Source organism: Chitinophaga sp. LS1 (assembly GCF_034274695.1).
Lineage (GTDB): Bacteria > Bacteroidota > Bacteroidia > Chitinophagales > Chitinophagaceae > Chitinophaga.
This window is the reverse complement of record NZ_CP128362.1, coordinates 3,729,902-3,753,804: the sequence shown is the minus strand read 5'-3', so window position 1 is coordinate 3,753,804 and position 23,903 is coordinate 3,729,902. Positions and strand designations below refer to the sequence as shown.

The following is a 23,903-nucleotide window of genomic DNA, read 5'->3' as shown; positions in this document are numbered from 1 at the left end:
ACTGGGTGAGAACAGGTTCAACGTCGGGGAATTCCCACATAAAACAACGTAGAGAGGGAAATATAACATAACTATGAAAAAAGTTAACAACATTGCGGTCCTTACATCAGGCGGAGACGCGCCGGGCATGAATGCTGCCGTTCGTGCGGTTGTAAGAACGGGAATTTACAATCAGCTGAATGTTTTTGGTGTCATGTATGGTTACAGGGGAATGTTGAAGAACGAAATCTTTCCTTTGGAGTCTAAATCTGTTGCCAACATTATACAGCGCGGTGGTACAATCCTAAAAACGGCCCGTTGTAAAGAGTTTTACGAGGCCGAAGGCCGTAAAAAAGCATACGAAAATTTAAAGAAGCACAACATCGACGGTATAGTAGTGATCGGTGGCGATGGTTCTTTCAATGGTGCGTACAAGTTGAGCCAGGAATTTGACATTCCATGCATTGGCCTGCCAGGCACAATTGACAAAGACATTGCCGGTTCTGATTTTACCATCGGATTTGATACTGCTGTGAATACTGCGGTAGATGCGATTGATAAGATCCGTGATACAGCAGATGCGCACGACCGTTTATTTATTATAGAAGTGATGGGGCGTGATGCTGGTTATATTGCCCTTCACAGTGGTATTTCCACTGGTGCTGAGCACATTATGACTCCTGAGCACATTATTGATGTACAGGACATTATCTTAGAACTGCAGGCTAACGAACGCCGCAAGAAATTAGTTAACATCATCGTAGTAGCAGAAGGTTCTGCTGCTGGTGGTGCAGAAGCGGTAGCACGCCAGATTAAGGAGCAATGTCCTCAACTGGATACCCGCGTAACCATCCTCGGACATATACAACGTGGTGGTAGCCCAACCTGTCAGGACCGTATCCTGGCCAGCCGTATGGGTTATGCAGCTGTTGAGGCGCTGTTGAATGGCACTTCCAATGTTATGGTAGGAATTGTAAACAACAAAATCCAATATACACCTCTGGAACAGGCCATCAAAGCCAAAGAGCATATCGATCCGGAATGGTTTAAAATTGTAAAAATACTTGCGAGTTAAAATAAGAGCTATGAGTACACAAGATATATCTAAACACAAAACGAAGATAGTTGCCACAGTAGGACCGGCATGCGACACTTACGAAAAATTACTGGCACTGGTAAAGGCTGGCGTAAACGTGTTCCGTCTGAACTTTTCACATGGCTCTCACGAGGACAAGCTGCGCATCATTGGTTACATTCGCCAGATTAACGAAGTTGAATCTTACAATGTAGCCATCCTGGCTGACTTGCAAGGTCCTAAACTGCGTGTAGGTGAAATCGCTAACAATGCACTGCCACTGACTCCGGGTATGATCCTGACTTTCGTAAACGAGAAGGTAGTTGGTACCGCTGAAAGAATATACGTATCTTATGCAGACCTGCATAAAGATGTAAAACCAGGCCAGAAAATCCTGCTGGATGACGGTAAGATCGAAACTGTAGTAAAAGAAATCACTGCTGCAGGTGAAATCAAAGCTGAAGTGACCCTGCCAGGCGTTCTGTCTTCCAAAAAAGGTTTCAACCTGCCAGATACCAAAGTATCTCTGCCAGCGCTGACGCCAAAAGATGTGGAAGATCTGGAATTCATCATCGACCACGACTGTGACTGGGTTGCCCTGTCATTTGTAAGAGATGCTGCTGACCTGCAACTGATCCGCAAACGTCTGAAAGAACGTAATTCTAAGATCAAGGTTATCTCTAAGATCGAAAAGCCTGAGGCTATCGAAAATCTGAAAGAGATCATCTGGGAAAGCGACGGCGTAATGATCGCTCGTGGTGACCTGGGTGTGGAACTGCCAGTTGAGCAGATCCCAATGATCCAGAAAGATATTATCCGTAAATGTATTCACCGTGCTAAGCCGGTAATCGTGGCTACCCAGATGATGGAATCCATGATCGACCGTACCCGCCCTAACCGTAGCGAAATCACTGACGTAGCTAACGCGGTACTGGAAGGTGCTGATGCCGTAATGCTGAGTGGTGAAACTGCAACTGGTCAGTTCCCGGAACTGGTAATCCAGACTATGCGTAAGATTATCGGTGAAGTAGAGAAAGAAGAAATCATCTACAACCGTAACCTGATCCCTCACCGTCACTCTCCTACCTTCATCAGCGATGCACTGTGCTACAATGCATGTAAAATGGCTGAAGACCTGGAAGCAAATGCACTGGTTGGTATGACCCAGAGTGGTTACACCGGCTTTATGCTGAGCAGCTACCGTCCACGCTCTCCACTGTTCGTATTTACTAAAGAGAAATCTTTGGTGAATCAGCTGAGCCTGAGCTGGGGTGTACGCGCTTTCTATTATAAGGAAGAAATCGGTCTGGATAACATTATCAATGATCAGATCAGCATCCTGAAAAATAAAGGGTATCTGAAAACTGGTGATATTGTAGTAAATACCGGTTCTACTCCAGTAGCAGAACATTTGCCTACAAATACGATTAAGGTATCTAAAGTACAATAAGCTATTTTGTATAATAAACAGGAACGGCTCCCTTCCGGAGCCGTTCCTGTTTTAGGGAAAAGGCATCGGAAACCGATGTCTTTTCTGGTTTAGATATCATTCCTCGTTTAGATGCCTTTTACATTTTAAAAGTCCAATACTATTCTCGTAAATAACCGCATTCCATTCACCCCCATCTGCACCGGATCCCAGGCACCACCTGCTTCACCATCAAAAGCTGACAGCTTCGCGCCTTTCACATAGCCTAAATCAGGATGTACATTAAATACGTTATCCACACCTACAAACCAGTTGATATGCCTGTTGAATTTATAACCCGCATATACATCTGTCACTATCTTTCCTCTGTACACAAATAACTCTGGCACTGTCTTTCCACCTTCATCCAGTTCTACGATCGGGTTGATACCTGTACCAGCCAGGTCGCCGGAATAACCGTAACCATACAATTCTACCTTACCATAATAAGTGAGGTGTGAACCAAAGCTGATCTTATTAACACCATATTCCAGGTTCAGGCCCATTTTTACCGGTGGTGCAGAAGCTTTTACAAAGCGTTGCTCACGGTCGCTGAAGAAGGATTGACGGTGTACATACGTGTCATTTAATTTAGCAGGTACATTGATCTTGTCGATTGTCATGTGCTGGATATTGCCTGTGAATAATCCACGGAAATGGTGATTGCTCCAGCGTTTGTTATAATCAACGACGAGGTCTACCCCATAGTTGGAAGTGTTTACAGCATTCGCAAAGAACTGTGCGTTGTCGATGTGTAACTCATTTAAAGTATTGTATACTTCTGCATCCAGCGTGGTATCGCTGGCGCTGAACTGACCGGAGAGTACGATACGGTCTTTTACTTTTACATAGTATCCATCCAGGGTTAAAGTTAGTATTGGCAATGGTTTCCAGGTAAAACCAAGACTGGCATTGATTGACTTTTCCTGTTTCAGATCTGGGATGCCTGCAGCTCTTGTAATCGCGTTGTAGTTGGGCGCAATTTTCACTTCGGTGATCGTGCCACCCTGTACGTTGGTGTATTGGGAACTGTAGTTGATTTGCTGTAAGGAAGGCGCTCTGAAACCAGTACTTACTGATGCACGAATGTTGAAATCGTTTGTGATTTTGTAACGGGTAGCCAGTTTGTAATTGGTGGTGAAGCCGAAGTCAGAGTAATTTTCTGCCCTGACAGCAGCACCTACCAGCCATTTACTGGTCACATCCAGTTCTGCATCTACATAGGCTGCGATATTGCCACGATTGGCCACGACCTCATCGCTGGGGCGATAGCCAGGGAAACCCTGGGAACCGGTGGCTTTATAAAAAGTGGGATCGTAATTGGTGTAAGAGGCTTCTTCGCCTGCGTAGATGCTATACCTTTCGTAACGGTATTCTGCACCAAAAGCGAGGTTCAAATTTGAGATTGCTTTGGTGAAAGTTACATTCGCCGTGTTTTGTAAAAAGGAGAACCCGCCATCGTCGAAGTGGGTAGGAGAGTTTGCACCCAAAGAGGCATTGAAAGTCTTATCTCCATAAAAGCGGAAATTGTTTCTGCCCAGGGTATTGCTCACATCCCAGGTCCAGCCTTCTCCAAATTCACCTTTTACCCCTACAGCAGCAGAGATGTCACTGACATGGGTCTGGATGTGTGGATCAAAAATGGTGTCGCCTGGTACAGCGTACATAATGTCTTTGTGGAAGATCAGGTTTCCGTTATCATCAGTAGGAAAACGATCCGGATGCCCGCTGAATGAACGGGAATAGGCAAAGGCATCGGAGCTCTTATAGTTATATCCACCAAAAGCATAGAGGGTGGTGCTGCCTGTACCAAAAGGCACTTCCAGGTTGATCATGCCACCTCCATTTACACGGGAGCCATCGCCGGCACCTCTTCTCACACTGTTCACAGGCAGTCCATCTTTATGACTCAGGTTTGTATCGAGGTTTTGTCTGTAGGTTTTACCCTGGATGAGGAAGTTGCCCGAAAAGTTGAGGAACCCGCCATTTTTACCCAAAGGAAGGCCATAGCTGAGGCCCAGGGTACCGGTATTTCCATCGATGGGTACACCGTACTGGTATTGGGATTGTTTACGCCCAAACCAGGTATTGTACTTATGGTCATAATAACCGGCATAACCTGCGGTCACATTGAGGTGGTTCACATCTTTTTTGAGGATGAGGTTGATTACCCCGGCAATGGCATCGGAGCCATATTGGGCAGAGGCACCGTCGCGAAGGATTTCGACCCTGTCGATGGCAGCTTCGGGGATGGCATTGAGGTCAGTGCCTGAATTACCACGGCCACGGGTACCGTATACTGCTACGAAGGCTGTCTGGTGGCGTCTTTTACCATTTACAAGCACTAAGGTCTGATCAGGTCCAAGGCCCCTGAGGGTGGCGAGGTCGATCATATCAGCACCATCACTTCCACTTTGTTTGTTGTAGTTCAGGGAGGGAGCGGCCATGTTCAGGACGGCAGTGAGATCAGTTTTGGCAGTAGACTGGGATGCCTGGGCAATGGGTATGACATCGACGGGAACGGGCGTTTCCGTTCTGGCACGACCCGTACCCCGGCTACCTACGAGTACGATCTGGTTGAGTTCCGAGACGGCGGAGACCAGTTTTACATCGACCACAGAGCGGCCATTGACGGAAAGGGCCTGTGGGGTGAAACCGATGGCACTTACTTCCAGTACATCATTGGCTTTGGCCTCGATGGTGTATTCACCGGACTTGTTGGTTAAACTGCCGGAGCTACTGAGTCTGACCCTTACGGTGATTCCTTCTAATGGCACGCCGGTTGTGGCATCTGTTACTTTTCCGGTTATTTTCTGTTGGGCACTTGCTACAGTCAGGCAGAGGCATAGTATTGCCATACAGTACACGATCTTGGTTGACATATTTACAGGTTTGGGTGATTAAACTAAATATACCCAATTTGTTGCATACTATTACTACTCACATAATTATGAGTACTTTTGAGTACCAATCGCTTTAGTCAATCGACTTATATCTGATATGAATTTAATCAGACAGGCAGAACAACAAATTTTCGCCGACTTCGTCCAGGTAGAGAATGTCCCCGAAATTATGCATTCCTATATCGTTCCCCATGCAAGAAGAACGGTATACGGCAATGCCCGCGTATTTGTATTTAAGCAATTGCTGGAAGCAACACCTTTTCGGGTCTGGCAACACCACGTGATCACTTCCCAGGTTATAGATATTCATCCTCATGTAGATCATCCGGGTTTGCATCTGGCTGTTACGCTTTCTTCGCTCAATGTGCATTCTGGCATGCGTGGCGGAATACCAGAGCATGTACGACAGGGAGATCTGAATTTATTTTATGTAACGCATGAAGAAAAAGCAGTGTCTATACATCCGGGTACGCATTGTTTTTTAAACATTGAATTCGGTGAAGCACAACTACCATTATTTGCGGAGCGTGCATTTATTGAACAAGCCATCCTACCTGCTAAAGCTGCGAATCCACTTGGTGGTGTAATTAATGCAGCACCTGTAGCGCTGGATGCATATGCTTCGATGCTCCTTGAACAGATACGCAATCCACTGGGGTGTAATGAATATGCACGTAGCAGGTATATCAGCAAACAATGTGAATTATTGTTAGTGCATTTCTTTGCACAGTTACAATATCCTCCATTGGAATATCAGCCATTGACGAATGAAGATATCAATAGTATTGATAGTGCGAAAGCATATATCAAAGCGAATACAATTGGTGTGCAAATTTCAGAATTGTGTGAGTTGTTTGATATCTCTGCGGAGAAACTACAATATGGATTCAAACATTTATATGGCACCAGTGTAGATGCATTCGTCATCTTATGGCGACTGGAAAAAGCAGCGGTATTATTAACATTGCCGGAGATCGATTTGCAGCTGGTAGCAGATGAAACAGGGTATAGTCATGTAGCTGCATTTGTGAATAGTTTTACACGGTATTATAATTGCGCTCCTGATCAGTTCAAGCAATTATAATCCTTACTTTTATCAAAACTTCATTCACATGAGTACCTTTAAGAGTATTAACCCATATACACAGGAAACCATTGCTGAATATGCAGCGCACACACCATCAGAACTGGAAGAAAAACTTGTTAAAGGTCATCAGGCATACCAGGCTATGAAGCAGACTTCGCTGGAGCAGCGTTGTGCATGGATGCAAAAGCTCGCGGATCTGTTGAAAGAGAAAGCCGATGAACACGCTGCGATCATCACCCGGGAAATGGGGAAAACACTAAAAGAAGCAAAAGCTGAAGTATTAAAATGCGCTACATCTGCTGAATATTATGTGCAAAATATTGGTAGCATGCTGGCCTCAAAAATCATCAAATCTGATGGGCAGCAGAGCTATGTGGCATATGAGCCGAAAGGAATAATTCTCGCTATTATGCCGTGGAATTTCCCTTACTGGCAGGTGTTCCGCTTTGCCATTCCTAATATTCTTGCCGGCAATGCAGGTATACTCAAGCATGCCAGCAATGTAAGCGGCTGTGCACTGGCCATGGAGCAGGTATTTTTAGAAGCTGGCTTCCGGGAAGGCGTATTTCAAACCGTGCTGGTGAATTCTAAACATATAGAACCGCTGATTGCCGATGATCGTGTACAGGGTGTGACCCTCACCGGTAGTACTGCTGCTGGTCAGAGCGTAGCAGGGCTGGCAGGAAAATATATTAAAAAGACGGTGTTGGAACTGGGGGGCAGCGATCCCTTCATCGTGTTGAAAGATGCGAATCTGGAAGAGGCAGCACGTACAGCTGTAAAAGCCCGTTTTCAGAACGCTGGTCAGTCCTGCATCGCGGCAAAGCGCTGGATTGTAGACCAGGCAATAGTTGAGGCATTTACAGAACAGGTGACCACACTCATACAGCAAATGAGCCAGGGAGATCCTACCTTGCAGAAAATTGACATGGGGCCAATGGCCCGTCCGGATCTGGCAACGGAGTTAGGACATCAGTTACATCAGAGCATAGAACAGGGTGCGAAACTGATTACAGGTGGGCAGCGTTCGGGTGCGAACTTCGCTCCTACCCTGCTCAGCGGTGTAAAACCAGGCATGACAGCTTTTGACGAAGAAACATTCGGCCCACTGGCTGTTATTATTCAGGCTGATAATGAGCAACATGCTGTTGCGCTGGCGAACCAGACGCCCTATGGGCTGGGGTCTTCTCTCTGGACCAGCGATCTTGATAAAGCGAGAAAACTGGCTGTACAGATCGATAGCGGCAATGTATTTATTAATGCTATGGTGCGTTCAGATGCCCGTCTGCCCTTTGGGGGCGTAAAACAGTCGGGATATGGCAGGGAACTTTCCCTGGAAGGCACACATGAATTTTTGAATGTTAAAACGGTTTACATAGCTTAGCACCCTGAAACAACGGAATCGATAAACAGGCAACAGATCTAAACTAAATGACACGGAATAACTACGCTCCCTATATCACGATTGCCCGTGAAGAATGGGCAAATAAAAGTGATGAACTCATGGAACACCTGATCAAAGATCTGGATAAGCTACATGGGTTAAATGAGCCGCTAACAAAGGAAGAGGTTACACAAATCTACGTGCCGCTGTCACGATTGTTAAATCTGTTCGTAACAGCTGCGCAGGAACTGCATGCAACAACGAATACCTTTTTGGGAAGGAAGGTGACTAAAGTGCCTTATATTATTGGGATTGCAGGAAGTGTGGCGGTTGGAAAGAGTACGACAGCGCGTGTATTGCAATGGTTGTTGGCTGCGTTTCCCAATCATCCGAGAGTAGCGTTGGTAACGACAGATGGGTTTCTATATCCGAACAGGGTATTGGAACAGAGAGGAATTATGAATAGAAAGGGGTTTCCGGAGAGTTATGATATAAGGAGGCTTGTACAGTTTCTGGCGAATCTAAAATCGGGGAAAGAGAAGGTGGCTGCGCCGCTGTATAGTCATTTGGAGTATGATGTGCTGGCGAATGAAATGCAGTGGGTAGAATCGCCGGATATTGTGATTGTAGAGGGAGTGAATGTGTTGCAGGTGAGGCCGAGGCCATTGGGGTCACCGGAGCCGAGTATATTCGTATCGGACTTTTTTGACTTTTCTATTTTTGTAGATGCGGAGGATAAGGATTTGGAGCAGTGGTATATAGAGCGGTTTAAGTCATTGAGGACGACGGCGTTTGCGAATCCTGAGTCTTATTTTCACAGATATGCACATTTGACAGATGCGGAGTCAGAGGAGATAGCGAGGAAGATATGGAATGAGATCAATAAGCCGAATCTGGTGCAGAATATATTACCGACAAGGTTTAGGGCGAGTTTGATATTGGAGAAGGGAAATCATCATTTTGTACAGTCGTTGAAGTTAAGAAAGACTTAAAATTTGCAGGCTGTTTTTTAATTGTTGGGGATGCTTTTCGCAGCAGTATTGAAAATTGTCTTAAAAGAATATTTTGAACGGCTTTGCCTGATGGCAAAGCCATTTTTGTTGGAGCCTTTTTTGCATACTTTTAGGGTAAATATTCAAGCACAATGAAAAAAATCCTCCTTCCTGTTACTGCCCTGATTATTTTGGTAGCATCAGCGTTTACGGTTCTCTCCGGACCAGATTATAAGATCGCTGCTGGTTATGCTGTAAAGTTTTCTGCTGCTGGCGCCAATGGTATTTTTAAAGATTTGAAAGGAAAGGTTGTATTTGACGAGCAACATCTGAATACTTCTAAATTTGATGTGACTATTGATGTGTCTAGTATCAATACCGGTAATGGTTTGAAGAATACACATGCGAAGGGTGATAAGTGGTTGGATGCGAAAAAATATCCGACCATTACATTCACTTCTACAGAGATTACGAAATCAGGTAGTGGGTATGTAGCGAAAGGTGAGTTGACCATGCATGGTGTAAAGAAGCCGTTTTCTATTCCATTTACTTTTGTGAAAGCGGGTAGTGGTGGAACTTTCGCAGGGAAGTTTGATGTGAACAGGAGTGATTTTGGAGTGGGTACACCGGGTGGTAAGGTGGATGACATTATTAAGATGGAGGTGAATGTTCCGGTGAATTAATTTTTTTCAAAACAGCTGGGGGGCTTTAGTGATTTCTCCAGTTGGTAATGGTAGTTCGAAAAAAGAGATACCGGCCGTATAAGGGTGGTATCTCTTTTTTGATTGAATTAGTATATCGAGGTGAATTCTTTTTTCTGAGCAGGTAGATTGCTACAAGCCAGCAGCGAGGAGGAAAAATCCGATATGTATAAACATATAGACATATAAACAAGAAAGCAAATTATTTTTGATGGTTGGGCTGGTCTTTAGCAGCGTAGCCACCAGATTACTTTTGCTGCTTTGCCCAATTCTTAAGGATAGTAATTGCATCATATAATACCCCTGCCTCTCCCCTGAAATCCCCCGAACCTTTTGGCTCGCCAGTCTGTACATCATACCATTCATAGAAGCCATGGTGGCTAAGGGCACGGTCCAGCATCGGGCTGAGTTCATCGTAAGCTTCCTTGGCAAAACCATGCTCAATGAGGGCTTGTACCATTCTACCACCAAACCAGGTCCAGTCGCCAGCATTCTGATACACATAAGGTTTCATATTTGGAAACTCCTTTTCAGGATAAGGCGGGTAGACGGTGATGCCAATGGTGGCATATTTCTCTTTAGTAGCAGCCATGAGCATTTGCTCATTAATGCCGGCGATCTCTTTCGGAGAGTGGAAACCAGCGAGGATTGCGCAGGCAGAACCACCCGTATAGATGATTTCATCTTCTTTGAAATCAGGAGAGAAAGGGCTACCATTGAGGTAGAGATGTGGCAGATACTTACCAGCACCAGATTGCCAGAGGTATTTGCGAACGTTGGTTTTGAGTTGGTTGTATTGGGTGAGGTAGGATCTGTTTTTTGATAACTCCGCGTATTCTTTGAGTGCAATAGCGTACATCGCATTGTCATAGATATCAATAGACCACTTTGTATGGTCATTGATCACCACACCCCATCCTTTTTCAGGTTGTACATCTCCCCAGTCAATAGTAGTAGCACCGGTGACAAGGTTATATTTAGCTGACCAGCGGGCTTTGTGTACATATTGCAATGCCGCATCCAGGCGCTGTAGCACGGTTTGGTGATCGATGACGATGTGGAGGATGCTTGTATCATTGGTATGTTTGATGTATTTGTATACTGCCTGTACCAAAGAGGATTCCTGATCTGTTTCCACTGTATTTTTGTGGGCGGCCCATTCCGGGGCGAGGTCAGAATAGATATAATCATAGCCTGCCTGTGCTTTTTGTTTGGAGATCATGCCGTCTACGATATTGCCATCTTTGCCCTGCATGCTGAAGAAGAGGAGGAGCATTTCTTTCACCTTTTCTTTGTCATGAACGGCGAGAGAGCCGTTGATAAAGGTGTTGAAATCCCTGATCCAGACTTCGCCATAGGAGGTGCCGGCGGTGAAACCTGTGAGTAGTCGTAAAGCCCGTGCCTGAATAGTATCGAGGCGGTGATCTGCCAGTATTTTATTGGCCAGTTGTTTGTTTTGAGCGCCGGATGATAGCACTGCAAGCATGATAAGAGCGAAGAAGAAGACCTTTTTTCTCATAGTATGTATATACATACAAACATAATGATTAATTTTGGCAGATGGAAATAAGTATTGATCATCAGAATCCAGTTCCTTTACACTTACAGGCGGAGCAGTTATTGCGCAATATGATCAGGGACCCGAAGTATGCGGGCGGGCAGTTTTTGCCGAATGAGGTAGAGTTGGCGAAGCAATTGGCGATATCGAGGTCTACGTTGCGGCAGGCGTTAAATAAACTGGTGTACGAGGGATTGCTGGTGAGAAAGAAAGGTGTAGGTACTAAAGTGGCGGATTTGGAGAAGATCAGCTCTAAGGCGAAGAACTGGATCAGCTTTACGCAGGAGATGCAGGCAAGGGGCTTAAAGGTGCGGAATTTTGAATTGCATGTAACGTGGGTGTTGCCAGATAATGATGCGGTGGCATTTTTTGGTATTCCTGCTAATCAGAAGATCCTGAAATTAGAGCGATTGAGAGGAACGCCGGAGGGGCCGTTTGTTTATTTTATTTCATGGTTTCATCCAGGGATAGGGTTGACAGGAGAAGAGGATTTTAAGAGGCAGTTGTATGATATCCTGGATAAGGATTATGGCGTAGTGGCAACATTGTCAAAAGAGGAAGTGAGTGCAAGAGCAGCGGATAAATTTGTGGCAGCGAAATTAGAGATTGATGCGGGAAGTCCGGTTTTGTTTAGAAGGAGATTTGTGTATGATAAGGATGATTTACCGATTGAATATAATGTAGGTTATTATAGACCGGATAGTTTTGTATATACTGTTGAAAGCCGGCGGGAGTAGGTTGGACTGCGGCAGCAAGGGAAATAGCATTTTTTACTGATGGAAAGTTCTTTTTTGTTGAAGAGGAAATTGTTTAAGCTAACTGCAATTTCAATAAAAATATAAAGCCCCCCTGCGCCAGCAGAGGGGCTCCTTAAAAGGCATAATTTTCATTTAGCAAATCATACCACTACTTTACCCATTCATTAATATGGGATGCGTTACCCATGGCAATTTCACGGGCTGAGATAGTGAATGCAACCGTCATCGGGTTTTGATTATCTGAATCAAAAGTTTCTTCAAACTTTACCAGATAACCTTCCTTGAAGTTTAGCGATTTCAACTTTGCATCTGAATCTCTCTTGTAGAAAGTGATAGTACCATCCTTCCTTTCGAAGTTGTTCACCATCCACTCGAACAGATCAGTGTCGCCATTAGATTCAACGATTAAACGGATGCGGCCACCACGGGTAATTGCTGAAGGGCGACCAGTTGCATCTACTTCTTGGGTGAGGTCGTAGCTACAGTGTTTAACAACCAACTGTTTTCCTGCTACTTCAAACACGGATTTGAATGACATGGGTTAAATGTTTAAGGTTTACAATAAAGAATTAACAATTAAGGGCTATTTATTTATATAATTATGATGCTTAAAATTAAAAATAATTCCCCGTATAGCCAAGCCAAACAGTCCCTAAAACACCACTTTAACAAATTATATTTTTAATCATTTATCAGTAATGATATGTATAAAACCATTACCTGCTTCTCATTAACTGCCTATTGTAATCCAGCTCGCTCCTTGCATTTTCCAACTCTTTGTTCAGATCATTGATCTTCTCTTTCAGCTCCGCAATACTCTGTTGTGCATTCGATAATCCACGCAATTGCTGCTTACTTTGTTGCAACAAAAGACAGTTCTGTATGATGTTTGCATACAAGCCATAATGCGTTACCGCATCCTTAGGTATATAGTTACGCATGCTTACCAGATCCTGTGCAATAACCTGATCCATATAATTTGCATTCTGGTTTGGCAGATTGATGGAGTCTAAATTGTTCCTTACTCTCTCGAGCTTACCCAGAAATTCTCCCTGAAATGCCTGCTCCTGGCGGAATGTAGCCAGCTCTTTGCGCAGCTCTGCATTCTCACGGCTTGGCACCTGGAAGTTGAAAAATATGGCCAGGACAAACAGACCTACTGTAACGATAAAAAATAACAGGAACCATAAAAAAGCGGATAATCTTTCCTGCTTGTTCAGTACACGCATGTGATATTAAATTGAGTTGAAAATTATGATCAATCTGTAAAAAACCATTTCCTGGTTTTATGCTTACGTAAATATTCTGCATCCTCTGCTGACTCTTCTTTTACGAAGATGCCACTGTCCATCTTACGACCGATGTAATCCAGTCTGCTCAGGCTCTCGAACAACTTATTGATCGCACGTACAAAAGGGATCATAGGTTGCAGACATTCTCTTACATCTATGTGTTTGTAACGAATGTTTGCACAATTTACCATCAGCGTTTCCAACTCACCCTGCTTCAGTTCACACCATTCTGAAAAGTAATTCAGCAATTCTTCTTTACCTGCACTTGCACGCTGATCGATCGCATTCTTCATGGTACGTGCCAGTCCAGCTATCACTTCCAGCATTGCTGCAGGTGTTTGATAAATACCTAACCAACGGAACTGTGAGATACGTGTGCCCAGGTATTGTACTAATCTTTCTGTGATGTACAATACTACCTGCGCCAGATCATTGTTCTGATTACGTGCATATACTTTCTGTACGATGTGCACACCATATAGTTCCAGCTGACCGAGGAACTGATCCAGCTCCTGGTGCAGGTCTGCCAGTGCAGGATGCGCATACACCATAGTACATGGTGGTATATAATCATCATCTATCTGCGGCCGTCCATCTACGATGTTGATACGACCCAGTACCATCTGATAACTGCCTAACTGTCCTTGTGGTAACTGAGATGCAGGTGTTACATACAAATGATATTCTGGTGTGGCATACGGTAACCGTGGTGGGTCTTCATGCAGCAAGGGCTCTCCGCTTGGCTGACGATTGAAGGGGTTTACCTGAATGAGAATATAGTAAGCATTTTCTGTATGCTGTGGATCCCAGTTAAATGTAGCTTCAGGAAAAGTAGTAGCGTATTTCAGCGAGTGTACAGTGTGTTCAGGAATTTCAATTCTCGCGCCACCTGGGGTAACGGCACGACATTCGGTGAGTTTCACTCTCCATTGTTGTTGGTTATCGATTACAAACCAGCAACGTAATGATTCTTTACTTTCTGCTTTTGCAGGCAGCAATCCGTAGTTCTGCGCATGCAAGCCGCTGGAAATAGCATCCCTTATCTGATCCAGCATTGCGTTTTCTGTTTCAACGAAATGCTGCTTCTTTATCTTCATACCATCAACCCAGTTGACGGGAAAATATTTAAGCGGTTCTGCCATGGATGAATAATTTAAAATGTAGGGATTAATTGATAATAATTCTGTTACAAATAATGACACTGTTTTCACGCATGCCATTCATGAATACAGCTTTGTCAGGATCGAGGGTTTTAGCTGTACCCAGCCAACCTGATTTGAGGTGAAATACCCAGCCATATGGTTGTCCGTTTGCATCCACTACGTCAATCGGCGTATTGGGATAACGGTCATTATAGTCATTGATGAAATGATAGAAGAGATCGCCCAGGTCCATTTTGATAGGTGTACGTGCACGGAAGTAGGTGCGGTCATGATCTGTTACTTTCTTCTCCAGTTCGAAACCAATTACGATCAGGTCGCGCATATCATCTTCATTTACTTCGGGCAATTCCTGGTAAGCAGGATATTGCCACCACTTGAAAATTTTGGCAGGAATGGCCATCATCTTTTCGAATGTCTTGTACACAAATGTAGGCAGTGCGAATGCGAACATACAGGTAAGCAGCGGGTAGAAAGAAAACTCTCCTTTCGCAAAAAGATGCTGAATGAGAATGAACCCGATCCCACCAAATAACCAGATAGCCACGATGAATGCCAGCTCTGAACCAAACGCATCTTCACTACCCCAGAAACGGGTATACATGAGGTTACAATGTACTACGCCTAAACCCAGGAACCATACTTCGTAGAAGACATACTGGCTCATAGAATTCTGGTGTGTAAAGAGGAACGGAATAGAGCTGATGACAGCAAATACCAATACCATGATAGCCAGGTACCAGAGTGCCTTTTTCTTATATAGGGAAAAGTTTTTAATATAACGGCTCAGCAGACCCACTATCAGGGAGCCGATAGCCATGAATGCCGCCAGTACAATGTAGATCTTAGCTTTTAGTATCATAGTCTTATTTCCTCGGAAAGGGTTAAACCTGTTGGATGAATCTGGGGCTGGAATACTCCGCTGGGCCCGGAATCAAACCATAAGGGTATATTACATGCAAAAATAGTTCCATTTAATGCCTACAGGTAAAAATTGTATCCTCCCAAACCCTCTTTTTCCTGAGTATCAGCCATAAAGACTTTCTTCTCATCGGGGTGAGGTTCCAGGATGGTCTCAACATCTACATCAGCTGGCACCAGGAAACTAAAACAGGTCTCCAATAGACGGCCATAAGGCTGCCACGGGAGGAAGTCGTGTACCCTGTGCTGTTGAAGGGGGCCAATGGTAATTTTCCATACAGGCATATCTGTATAAAAGAGATCGCCTGTCATCGCATCCAATCCTAATCTTGAATCACCTAAAGGTACCTGACTACCTGTCTCTACAGCAGTTGGCGTATCTTCCTGTACAATTTTTACAGGCTCATCCAGAATGGCCTGCAAGTACAATTGTACCAAAGGCAGATTACCTGCTATGCGGTAGATATATGGCAACAATTTTACCAATTTTTTCAGGGCCGGTTTTGGCAAATCAGACCGTATGCCCCAGAAGGAAAGAAACAGTTCATCTGCATCTTTTCCAAACGCATCGAAGAGTAAATGCTTTTCTTTCTGTTCAAGAAAAACTCTTTGCAGGAAGAATTCATTTTCAAGGGGACGAAAAAACTTTCTGGCTTCCTGTTGTTCTTTTTGCTGACGCTTGTAGTTAAGCACCATTTCTCTCACAGAGCGCTGTTGCTGCTGCGGCGTGAACTGGTGGAAGATACCCTCTGGCAAACGATCGTACAGTCCATCACGGGAGAGAGTAAGCGAAATGAATGGATGATAAGGTTGCGAATCATCCAGTTGAGCATTTAAGATATCTTTATTGAAAGACCGTACAAAAACGTTTTGATTCTGTACAGCAATTTCTTCGGCACGCACATGATTATCCAGTAACTCTCCCACTATTACTTCGGCACGTACATCATAATGCAATTTGCTGATATGGTCGATCACTTCTTCCAGCACCGCGGCTTTTTGGGTATTATTTACCATACGGGTTAATTTAGGTTTTTCTTGATCTCTTATTTTTCAGGGTTACATACTAACAAATATCATCAGATTTCACGGATTCAAATGTTAAAATTTCAACTACGAATGTAGTTAGTTTATTAATTTATCTAAAAAAATATTTAAAATTGCAGAAATACGAGAAACCTATGACCCCAAGAAAGTCCGCTAATGAGCGAAAAGTTACTACGTATAGACCATTCAGCAAGATAACAAACCATATCGACCCAATGGTACTGTACACATTCCTTGCATTACTGGGCATCAGTATCATTATACTGGCCTTCCAGGCTACCGGCCGTGAAGATTGCAGCCAGATAAGTATTGAGCTTGCAAGCCGGAACAATGCAGGGAAACACACTTCTTTTAGTACCGGAGAAGTGATCACCTTTAAAGCTGCTACAAACGGAGGCAGCAACAGCGGGCTCACCTGGGATTTTGGTGATTCTACAGCCACTACCAGTGGCTTGCAGGTATACCATGCATTTACAAAAGCCGGCACTTATATGGTGACCCTCACACATAGCAAGTGTACCTGGCACCAGGAAGTAATTATTATCAATGCTTTAGCAGATAATACCCCTGCACCGGCGGCCGACCTCTATCCCACTATCGATGGTCCGGAAGAAGTGCTGGCAGGCCGTCCTGCTACGTTTACAAATAGTACAGGCAATGCCCGCACATGGCAGTGGCAACTGTTGCAAAGAGGTGCTGAAGTGCATAACGGCCGCGCTGTTACTTATACATTCTCCTCTCCCGGCGAACGCATTTTGTCTCTCATTATCAATGGCGATAGCAGCAAGATGGTGACCAAACATATCATGGTGTTCCCTGCTCAAAGCAATCACAAGGTGGAAGACTTTAAACCCATGCCGTTCCCTGAAGATAACAAGGTGCCAGAGCCTACTCCGCAACCAGCGGTACCTGAGAAACCTAAGGTGCCTTCCGTATCAGACGATGAATTTAAGTTCATGCTGAGCCAGGTGGTGGATAAACAAAAGAGTGCCAGTGACTTCTCTCCATACCTCTGCGATAATCTGAATGCAAGGGTATTGCTGAATGATAAGGATACTGATGCTTTCAGTCATTTCTGCTCACGTATCCGTGGTAAGAAACGATTTAAGATTGAACTCGTGAACCTGATCAAAGATCAAAACGGTTGTGTGAAGGAAATACGTGTACGATATGACAGGAAATTCTTAGGCATTTTTTAATGATTGATTTTCTCTTTAATGATTGAAAAATGAAACAGCAGTATTATAAACTACCCATGGATTTTTCCAGAATTTTGCAAAAGCAGGATCTGCCCGATGTGAATCTCGAAGAATCGGTAGCACAGCATATTCAGTTGTTAATCACAACTGTACTGGGGGAGAACAAAGACGATCCCCAGTATGGTTGTCAGTTGTGGGACAACGATTTCGATATCAGGGCTTCGAACAATGAAGTGAAGGAACAGGTGGAACTGTCAATAAGAGCTTCTATCAACAGATATGAGAAACGATTGACACAGACGAGAGTAGTGGCGCAAATCAGTCAGGAGGAAGTGATGGGGATGACTTCTAAAAAAGTGAAGAAGAAGATACGGGTGACAGTAACGGGGGTGTTGGCAAGGAACAAGACTGATTTCAATTATAGTAGTTTCTTTTACGTAAGTCCATTGTCATATGATTAAAAAAATTCAGGGGGTGCGCCTCCGGCGTGGAGGCAGATTGCTTCGGAATTAAATCACTTAAACCCTTAACCTTTGGCTAAAGAGCAAAAAGAACGAATCAAAGACCGGATGCTGAAAACGGCCGCCAGGCTGTGGGGATACCCTGATGCAGAGGTAGAAACCTCCTTTGATCCCATTGTACAGTTATTGCTGGAAGCCTGTGCCAGTGAACTGGAAAAAATATCAGGTGAAGCAGAAGTATCTCATGCCCGATTGGTAGAACGACTGGCCCAGATCATGATGCCGGAACCGATCACCAGCAGCCAACCTGCCTATGGTATTCTGCATGCCAGCTGCAATGAGCGGACGGCAGCGCTCACACCCGATCACCAGTTTTTCTATTCCCTGAGGAACGGCTTTAATAGCCAGGACCTCTTTTTTATGCCCCTGGCACATCATCGCCTGTTCCGTGGACAGGTAAAATATAGCGTGATTGGCGGTAAACTGTTTGAGACAAGGGACCATTGGTTCAAAGAACAGGTCCTTCAAGGCAATTTACAGGCCGATACGCCGCCTAATCATCTTTGGTTGGGTCTGAGTATGGAAGGAGCCGTAACCTCGGCAGAAGGGCTCTCTTTTTTCTTTGATCTGCGAAACGTACACCTGCAGGAAATGTTTTATCATTACCTGCCACTGGCCAAATTTTATATAGGTGAAACGCCTTTGCAGGTAAAAAGCGGCTATTTTCATAGCAAAAGCGCCGCTCAGGAAGACCTGGAAGCCATTATGGAACCTGCCTTCGATACCAATACCAGGTATAGTCAACAGGTATTACAACGATTCAAACAGCATTTTCTGACGGTCACCAGCACTGAACCATTACCGGCAGCCATGCCTTTCCCTCCTGCCCTGCATCATGTGTTTGGCCAGGGTAGCAGCAGATTGCAACAGGAGATCGTGTGGATCAGGATTGAATTCCCTGAAACCATTCGTCATTCCCTGCTGGAAGACCTGTTCTGTAATATCAACAGCTTCCCGGTCATTAACAAAAAGCTGAATGAACAATCACAGCGACTGAACAAGTACCTGAATATTATGCCGCTGCATACCAACGATATTTACTTTGATGTGAAACGTGTGTATGATGTGGCAGGCACAGATTACCATGTGCGTAACTTTACGACCAGCGGTGAGATGCAGGAAGGCGAACTGGTGATCAGGAGCAGTGGTATTGGCCGGTTCGATTCCCGTGAGGCAAAAGAGATCATTGCTTACCTGATTGAAGTGATCAGGGATGAAAGTTCGCTCTTTGAAGAAGTGCGGAATGACTATGTGGCAAGTAGAATGCGGGAACTGCATCAGTTGATCGCATCTCTGGAAGAACAATTACAGCCTACCAGCAACAGGGGGAATATTCCTTACCTGATGATCAAGCCAAAGGAGAATGCGGATTATTTGTTTTTAGAGTTTTACACGACTAATGGTAGTACCGCGAATAATATCCGTATGGGTAGCAAGTTGCAGGAATATGGTAGTGTGCAGTTACAGCCGAATTCTATCAGTATGCTGTCGAATACGCAGGGTGGGAAAGATCGCCTGAGTATTGATGAAAAGATTAACCTGTATCGCTATCATTTGCTTACAAGGAATAGGATTGTGACACCTGAAGATATCAAAGCACTGGTCAGGTATGTGATGGGGAAAGAGCTGAGAGAGGTGAGCATTGTGAAGGGGGTGTCTGTAAAACCCGGTGCTTCAGAAGGATATAGCAGAACGCTGGATATAAAAATCACTTTATCTAAACCAGCGAATTTATATGCAGAAGGAAGTTTGTTGTATATGAAAGATGAGATGTTGCAGCAATTGAAAGAGAATGGGACGAATAATTATCCGTATAGAATTTTCATGAATGACGTTTTGATGTAATTACAAAATCCGGCTGTCTCATTTACTTTTGAGGCAGCCGTATAAAAAATATCACCCCAATTAACAGACATATCAGTAAAAGTATTGGCGTTACTATCACATTCACAATATTGTATAAGATGGCATATTTTGCCGGCCCGATATCAACCGGATCTTGGGGATCCTGTTGATATCGGGCAATTCTGCGCCTGATCATCTCTGTATGTGCTTCACTGACATAGCCTGCCCGCTTAATAATAGTATCTTCAAAGTTGTTAAACATATAAGGAAAACCATCCTTTGTAATATGGTTTTCCAGTGGTTTGTAAAAAATAAAACCGGTGAACACGTCTGAGTAATTAATGGAACGTGGCTGGATGAAACCTGCATCAAAATTATCATTCCCCAAAGGGCTGCCTGCAAAATCGAAACCTACATCCGGATTTCCTGCCGCTTCAAAAGCCTTGTCCCACTTGCCATTCTGTATTGGCGACAACAAAGAAGCATATTTGAGAGATACCGTATTGATCATCACATTGGCCACCTGCTTTGGCAGATTTTGCATAAGAAAACCAGTAGTACCAAGGTATACGCTGGAGAACTTTTCCTTCCTCTTGCCCACTGGCAGGCCGTAGCCGTGACGGCTATTCATAATTATCAGTGCCTTATGTCTCTTATGCCCTGCGATAGTAGTTTTATACCTGCTGATAATATTTCCTGCCATTATACTGTCATACAGCAAATTGTTGTATCCCCTGAGATATTTCTCATGTGTCATCGTTTGCCAATCCACCGGAGGGCCCGTAAAGTACCAGTTGATCTTTGCGCTGTCTGGCAACCTAACGTTCAATTTGTTCACCGTTTTGAAAAAGTCGAACAGGTTACTGTTACTCCAGATGGGCCATATTGCATTGCTGTTCCGCTGTAGCAACGCTGTGCTGCTGTCCAGCTCATCTTCAGTTCTAAAAGATGTATGCAGGTAGGAGGTCAATGTATCCTGAAAACTCACCGATCCACATTCGGTAAAGATATTTCCTACTTCCTTTGCAAACCGCTCGTCATTCACAATCCGGAAGATCAGGTCATACTGGGTATACTCCGGATGTAAACGTTCAGATATAACAACAATATCGTTTTTTTCGAAAAGGTGAAAGATGTAATCAACTGGATCCTCCCCGTTTGATTTTATGAAACTCGCATACCTCTCTGTTTCTTTGGTTACAGGATATCTGGAAGAGAAACTATTCATCAGCTTCTCTTTTCCTGAGAATAACGGATAGGTCATCACTGCAATGGCACTGATGGTCACCAGCGTCATCGCATACAGGAATATTCTGGATTTGCGGCGGTTCCTGTTTAGCTGTATGGTAAGCGTGCCTGACAACAGTTCCCACCATGTTCTTTTAAACAGCACAATAGTCATCACTGTTACACACAATACGATGAAAGAGACGCCTACTGTGTAGAAAACAGACCAGCAAGGAACGAATTGTTTCACCAGGAATAATGGGATCAATAGTCCACAGATACCTTTTAAAAGCACTTCTCTTACTAGAATAATTTTCAGGGTCAGCCCACTCCTATCTTTTTGCTTTACCTGCAATCCTGTAAGTAACTTAGCAGGTGTCTGCCCTGCAAATAAAATATAGGAAACTGTATAGTAAATTGCAAAAACTACAGCAAGCATGTCGCTGAAGGCAATAAAAGTAAATTTCCAGATAACAGGCTGCAGTAGAATGCTCAGGCAATAAATAAAGGCCATATCCATTATGAACGAAGCGAATCGTAGCCAAAACAGCGTCTTTAAAGGGTGCATATCATTTAGTATATGTGGACAGGGGAAGCTCCTTGCCGGCCTGTAATTATCTGATTTTATTTCCCGGCATTCTACAATCTTAATCATTGGCAGGCATGATTTAAAATTGCATTCTAATAAACGGGGATGCATTATAAATAACAGGAAGGCCATGAGAATTGCATGTACAAAAATTCTCTCCATTAGGTACCCCAATAAAAATGGTGGCGTCTCGAAGTTTTGAGACGCCACCATTTTTATTGAAGCAAATTATATTTTCTGTAGGCGGACTTCTCCTCCTGCTTTAAGCGTTTCGGGTGAAACACCTTTCTTCCCTCCTGCATCGCACAATACCACCACATTACCAAAACCAAGATCTACATAGATACGGTTACTCACCAACCAGCCCCTCCCCGACAGTTTTGTTTGCTTTCGGATATAGACGCCATTCGCCTGCAGGTCATCCAACAACAATATACTTACCAGCTGCCCATCTTCAAAGCTTGTACTGCTCTGCATCTTAGCAGCCAGTGTCGTGATAGCTGCTTTTTCTGACTTACCGCCGATATTGATTTTGATACTTCTGAATCGTTTATCTGACTCTACCGAAGGTCCTGAATTAAAAACAGAGGCATTCACCGTTGTTTTGTTGAATACATTGTATCCAAATTCAGGGATGTACACTTCAGGATATTCGAACAGTTGCTTGATCGCAATGATCTTATAAATGTACTGTGCCGTTTCGCTGTTCAGCATTAGCTGATAATAATCGTTGCTACCCTGCTTGCGGATATTGCGCGAGATATTGCCAGCGCCACAGTTGTAAGCAGCAGCGGCCAGTGTCCAGGAGTGTAACTGATTGTATAATTGTACGAGGTATTTACAGGCTGCATGTGTTGATTTCAGCAGCTCATTCCGCTCATCATTTGAATTACTTACGTCCAGTCCCAAAGTAGTAGCGGTAGCCGGCATCAGCTGCCAGATACCCTGTGCACCTACGACGGAGGTAGCATTGGTAAAGCCACTTTCCACCACAGGTAAATATTTAAAATCTTCCGGTATATGGTATTGCTGTAAGATGGGTACAATGAGCGGAAAATACTGTTCTGACCGGGCTTTCAGCGCTGGCAGAAAATTACGGTGACGGAGGTGGCCCTTTATCACATCCATCAGTCTGTAATTTACAAAATCCCGCTCCATGGGCACAGACTCGCCACAAAAGGCTACCTGCTGTGCAGACAGTACTTTTGTGATCATACAAAAGGTACAAACAAGGATTATATGGAGATAACGTCGGATCATTTAGTGATCATATATTTTGGCAAACCGCTCATCGGTACATACAAAACGATCTGGTTCTTTGTCGCTGCATTGTACATGATGAAGATGAGTTCATCGGACCTCTTCAGCACAGGTGCAGGTGTTACAAACACCACGTTTTCTTCATCTCTGCCCCCAAAAAAGGAAGGACCTTTTCTGTAGGCAACTGGCAAATGATGTAGGGTGGTCGTATCGGTATGCACTTTATGCATGATCGTTACTTTCTCTACCTGGTAAGGTGTACCACCCTGGTTCTTTATTCTGAAACACAAATACATCAGATTGTTCAGACTCATCGCCTGCGAAAACGTGACAGTAATATCTTCCGAAGTGGTTTCATACTGACGCTGCACCTTTCGTTGTTTCATAAAGTCTGCTGCGATGTTGCCCACTGTTACGGTATCGACATCCGGCAGTGGTGTGTTATTATCAGCTGCGGATTCCGCAGTGGTAGCGGCTGTTGAAGTACCTCCTCCGGCGCCTGCCCCAACCGTAGGTATCTTTGCCGAAGCACCGCCTGACAGGTTGTACTTCAGTTTAGACAGTTCTACCTTTTCCCGGTAGGCCAGGATCATATAAAAAATATTGTCTCCCTCCCTGATCACCAGATTGGTCGGGCGTGGGTTTGCCACTACCGGCCGGATAAATACGACATTCCCATCTACGATGCGATAGTCGTAATCTGAATTTTTTCCATCTCCGATTTGAAAGGTACTGATGGAAGACCCACAGGTAATAAGGGTGACGGCGCCTTTCGTCGTGATAATACTGTCTGGCTGCGCTTGTCCTGAAGCATTGCTCCATGACAAAAAGCAACAACAGAATACGCCTAATAGCAAATGCTTCATCTGACTTTTTCCTTGCTTTTGATTTTATGTTTACACAAAACTGCTCCCGGCTTAAAAAACAGGCTCCCCCT

The 23,903-nt window shown here is 44.2% G+C and carries 20 protein-coding genes; 10 read left to right on the top strand and 10 right to left on the bottom strand.

Annotation, left to right across the window (positions count from 1 at the left end; translation table 11 throughout):
* Nucleotides 1-73: 73 nt before the first annotated feature.
* Both pfkA and pyk read left to right on the top strand, forming a co-directional pair.
* Complete coding sequence (gene pfkA, locus QQL36_RS15545; RefSeq protein WP_083720367.1) at nucleotides 74-1,054, top strand: 6-phosphofructokinase; 981 nt, start codon at nucleotides 74-76, stop codon at nucleotides 1,052-1,054.
* A gap of 10 nt (nucleotides 1,055-1,064) precedes the next feature.
* Nucleotides 1,065-2,504, top strand: coding sequence for a pyruvate kinase (gene pyk, locus QQL36_RS15540; protein WP_321570199.1), 1,440 nt, complete (start codon nucleotides 1,065-1,067; stop codon nucleotides 2,502-2,504).
* A 125-nt stretch (nucleotides 2,505-2,629) separates the two neighbouring features.
* Here pyk and QQL36_RS15535 read toward each other — a convergent pair whose 3' ends face one another.
* The gene (locus tag QQL36_RS15535) at nucleotides 2,630-5,404 is read right to left on the bottom strand and encodes a TonB-dependent receptor domain-containing protein (RefSeq protein ID WP_321570198.1); all 2,775 of its coding nucleotides are present in this window, start codon (nucleotides 5,402-5,404) and stop codon (nucleotides 2,630-2,632) included.
* Nucleotides 5,405-5,522: 118 nt separating this feature from the next.
* Here QQL36_RS15535 and QQL36_RS15530 point away from each other — a divergent pair, with 118 nt between their 5' ends.
* The 4 genes from QQL36_RS15530 to QQL36_RS15515 all read left to right on the top strand — a co-directional run bounded on the left by QQL36_RS15530 (nucleotide 5,523) and on the right by QQL36_RS15515 (nucleotide 9,571).
* The gene (locus tag QQL36_RS15530) at nucleotides 5,523-6,509 is read left to right on the top strand and encodes an AraC family transcriptional regulator (protein WP_321570197.1); all 987 of its coding nucleotides are present in this window, start codon (nucleotides 5,523-5,525) and stop codon (nucleotides 6,507-6,509) included.
* A 28-nt stretch (nucleotides 6,510-6,537) separates the two neighbouring features.
* Nucleotides 6,538-7,896 carry an NAD-dependent succinate-semialdehyde dehydrogenase gene (locus tag QQL36_RS15525; RefSeq protein ID WP_321570196.1) on the top strand — a complete coding sequence of 453 codons (1,359 nt, stop codon included), beginning with the start codon at nucleotides 6,538-6,540 and terminating at the stop codon, nucleotides 7,894-7,896.
* A 47-nt stretch (nucleotides 7,897-7,943) separates the two neighbouring features.
* Entirely contained in the window at nucleotides 7,944-8,888 is a 945-nt protein-coding gene (gene coaA / locus QQL36_RS15520; protein WP_083720372.1) for a type I pantothenate kinase, read from the top strand.
* 152 nt (nucleotides 8,889-9,040) lie between these two features.
* A complete protein-coding gene (locus tag QQL36_RS15515) occupies nucleotides 9,041-9,571 on the top strand; it encodes a YceI family protein (RefSeq protein WP_083720373.1) in 531 nt (176 codons plus the stop codon).
* Nucleotides 9,572-9,836: 265 nt separating this feature from the next.
* On the opposite strand, the gene QQL36_RS15510 is transcribed toward QQL36_RS15515, so the two are convergent.
* Entirely contained in the window at nucleotides 9,837-11,108 is a 1,272-nt protein-coding gene (locus QQL36_RS15510) for a hypothetical protein (RefSeq protein WP_321570195.1), read from the bottom strand.
* Nucleotides 11,109-11,149: 41 nt separating this feature from the next.
* Between QQL36_RS15510 and QQL36_RS15505 the strand changes: the two genes are divergently transcribed.
* Nucleotides 11,150-11,884 carry a GntR family transcriptional regulator gene (locus QQL36_RS15505; RefSeq protein WP_083720375.1) on the top strand — a complete coding sequence of 245 codons (735 nt, stop codon included), beginning with the start codon at nucleotides 11,150-11,152 and terminating at the stop codon, nucleotides 11,882-11,884.
* Between the two features lie 169 nt (nucleotides 11,885-12,053).
* On the opposite strand, the gene tssD is transcribed toward QQL36_RS15505, so the two are convergent.
* The 5 genes from tssD to QQL36_RS15480 form a co-directional block, all read right to left on the bottom strand.
* Entirely contained in the window at nucleotides 12,054-12,443 is a 390-nt protein-coding gene (gene tssD / locus QQL36_RS15500; protein ID WP_083720376.1) for a type VI secretion system tube protein TssD, read from the bottom strand.
* A 178-nt stretch (nucleotides 12,444-12,621) separates the two neighbouring features.
* Nucleotides 12,622-13,134, bottom strand: a complete 513-nt coding sequence (tssO, locus tag QQL36_RS15495; RefSeq protein WP_321570194.1) for a type VI secretion system TssO — start codon at nucleotides 13,132-13,134, stop codon at nucleotides 12,622-12,624.
* A 29-nt stretch (nucleotides 13,135-13,163) separates the two neighbouring features.
* Entirely contained in the window at nucleotides 13,164-14,339 is a 1,176-nt protein-coding gene (locus QQL36_RS15490) for a hypothetical protein (protein ID WP_321570193.1), read from the bottom strand.
* A gap of 25 nt (nucleotides 14,340-14,364) precedes the next feature.
* The gene (locus tag QQL36_RS15485) at nucleotides 14,365-15,219 is read right to left on the bottom strand and encodes a TssN family type VI secretion system protein (RefSeq protein WP_083720379.1); all 855 of its coding nucleotides are present in this window, start codon (nucleotides 15,217-15,219) and stop codon (nucleotides 14,365-14,367) included.
* A 119-nt stretch (nucleotides 15,220-15,338) separates the two neighbouring features.
* The gene (locus tag QQL36_RS15480) at nucleotides 15,339-16,295 is read right to left on the bottom strand and encodes a type VI secretion system baseplate subunit TssG (protein ID WP_321570192.1); all 957 of its coding nucleotides are present in this window, start codon (nucleotides 16,293-16,295) and stop codon (nucleotides 15,339-15,341) included.
* Between the two features lie 164 nt (nucleotides 16,296-16,459).
* Here QQL36_RS15480 and QQL36_RS15475 point away from each other — a divergent pair, with 164 nt between their 5' ends.
* From QQL36_RS15475 to QQL36_RS15465, 3 genes are all read left to right on the top strand, one after another.
* A complete protein-coding gene (locus tag QQL36_RS15475; RefSeq protein ID WP_083720381.1) occupies nucleotides 16,460-17,524 on the top strand; it encodes a PKD domain-containing protein in 1,065 nt (354 codons plus the stop codon).
* Between the two features lie 29 nt (nucleotides 17,525-17,553).
* A complete protein-coding gene (locus QQL36_RS15470; RefSeq protein WP_083720382.1) occupies nucleotides 17,554-17,985 on the top strand; it encodes a GPW/gp25 family protein in 432 nt (143 codons plus the stop codon).
* Nucleotides 17,986-18,057: 72 nt separating this feature from the next.
* Entirely contained in the window at nucleotides 18,058-19,890 is a 1,833-nt protein-coding gene (locus tag QQL36_RS15465) for a hypothetical protein (RefSeq protein WP_321570191.1), read from the top strand.
* Between the two features lie 22 nt (nucleotides 19,891-19,912).
* On the opposite strand, the gene QQL36_RS15460 is transcribed toward QQL36_RS15465, so the two are convergent.
* From QQL36_RS15460 to QQL36_RS15450, 3 genes are all read right to left on the bottom strand, one after another.
* Nucleotides 19,913-21,772 carry an RDD family protein gene (locus QQL36_RS15460; protein WP_321570190.1) on the bottom strand — a complete coding sequence of 620 codons (1,860 nt, stop codon included), beginning with the start codon at nucleotides 21,770-21,772 and terminating at the stop codon, nucleotides 19,913-19,915.
* Nucleotides 21,773-21,934: 162 nt separating this feature from the next.
* On the bottom strand, nucleotides 21,935-22,921 hold the full coding sequence (locus QQL36_RS15455; protein WP_179090965.1) for a lytic transglycosylase domain-containing protein: 987 nt from the start codon (nucleotides 22,919-22,921) through the stop codon (nucleotides 21,935-21,937).
* 41 nt (nucleotides 22,922-22,962) lie between these two features.
* On the bottom strand, nucleotides 22,963-23,832 hold the full coding sequence (locus QQL36_RS15450) for a hypothetical protein (RefSeq protein WP_321570189.1): 870 nt from the start codon (nucleotides 23,830-23,832) through the stop codon (nucleotides 22,963-22,965).
* Between the last annotated feature and the right edge of the window lie 71 nt (nucleotides 23,833-23,903).

What these genes read in the sequence shown, in the direction of transcription:
- pfkA (WP_083720367.1), top strand. Translation starts at nt 74, where the DNA reads ATGAAAAAAGTTAACAACATTGCGGTCCTTACATCAGGCGGAGACGCG.
- pyk (WP_321570199.1), top strand. Translation starts at nt 1,065, where the DNA reads ATGAGTACACAAGATATATCTAAACACAAAACGAAGATAGTTGCCACA.
- QQL36_RS15535 (WP_321570198.1), bottom strand. Translation starts at nt 5,404, where the DNA reads ATGTCAACCAAGATCGTGTACTGTATGGCAATACTATGCCTCTGCCTG.
- QQL36_RS15530 (WP_321570197.1), top strand. Translation starts at nt 5,523, where the DNA reads ATGAATTTAATCAGACAGGCAGAACAACAAATTTTCGCCGACTTCGTC.
- QQL36_RS15525 (WP_321570196.1), top strand. Translation starts at nt 6,538, where the DNA reads ATGAGTACCTTTAAGAGTATTAACCCATATACACAGGAAACCATTGCT.
- coaA (WP_083720372.1), top strand. Translation starts at nt 7,944, where the DNA reads ATGACACGGAATAACTACGCTCCCTATATCACGATTGCCCGTGAAGAA.
- QQL36_RS15515 (WP_083720373.1), top strand. Translation starts at nt 9,041, where the DNA reads ATGAAAAAAATCCTCCTTCCTGTTACTGCCCTGATTATTTTGGTAGCA.
- QQL36_RS15510 (WP_321570195.1), bottom strand. Translation starts at nt 11,108, where the DNA reads ATGAGAAAAAAGGTCTTCTTCTTCGCTCTTATCATGCTTGCAGTGCTA.
- QQL36_RS15505 (WP_083720375.1), top strand. Translation starts at nt 11,150, where the DNA reads ATGGAAATAAGTATTGATCATCAGAATCCAGTTCCTTTACACTTACAG.
- tssD (WP_083720376.1), bottom strand. Translation starts at nt 12,443, where the DNA reads ATGTCATTCAAATCCGTGTTTGAAGTAGCAGGAAAACAGTTGGTTGTT.
- tssO (WP_321570194.1), bottom strand. Translation starts at nt 13,134, where the DNA reads ATGCGTGTACTGAACAAGCAGGAAAGATTATCCGCTTTTTTATGGTTC.
- QQL36_RS15490 (WP_321570193.1), bottom strand. Translation starts at nt 14,339, where the DNA reads ATGGCAGAACCGCTTAAATATTTTCCCGTCAACTGGGTTGATGGTATG.
- QQL36_RS15485 (WP_083720379.1), bottom strand. Translation starts at nt 15,219, where the DNA reads ATGATACTAAAAGCTAAGATCTACATTGTACTGGCGGCATTCATGGCT.
- QQL36_RS15480 (WP_321570192.1), bottom strand. Translation starts at nt 16,295, where the DNA reads ATGGTAAATAATACCCAAAAAGCCGCGGTGCTGGAAGAAGTGATCGAC.
- QQL36_RS15475 (WP_083720381.1), top strand. Translation starts at nt 16,460, where the DNA reads ATGACCCCAAGAAAGTCCGCTAATGAGCGAAAAGTTACTACGTATAGA.
- QQL36_RS15470 (WP_083720382.1), top strand. Translation starts at nt 17,554, where the DNA reads ATGAAACAGCAGTATTATAAACTACCCATGGATTTTTCCAGAATTTTG.
- QQL36_RS15460 (WP_321570190.1), bottom strand. Translation starts at nt 21,772, where the DNA reads ATGATTAAGATTGTAGAATGCCGGGAAATAAAATCAGATAATTACAGG.
- QQL36_RS15455 (WP_179090965.1), bottom strand. Translation starts at nt 22,921, where the DNA reads ATGATCACAAAAGTACTGTCTGCACAGCAGGTAGCCTTTTGTGGCGAG.
- QQL36_RS15450 (WP_321570189.1), bottom strand. Translation starts at nt 23,832, where the DNA reads ATGAAGCATTTGCTATTAGGCGTATTCTGTTGTTGCTTTTTGTCATGG.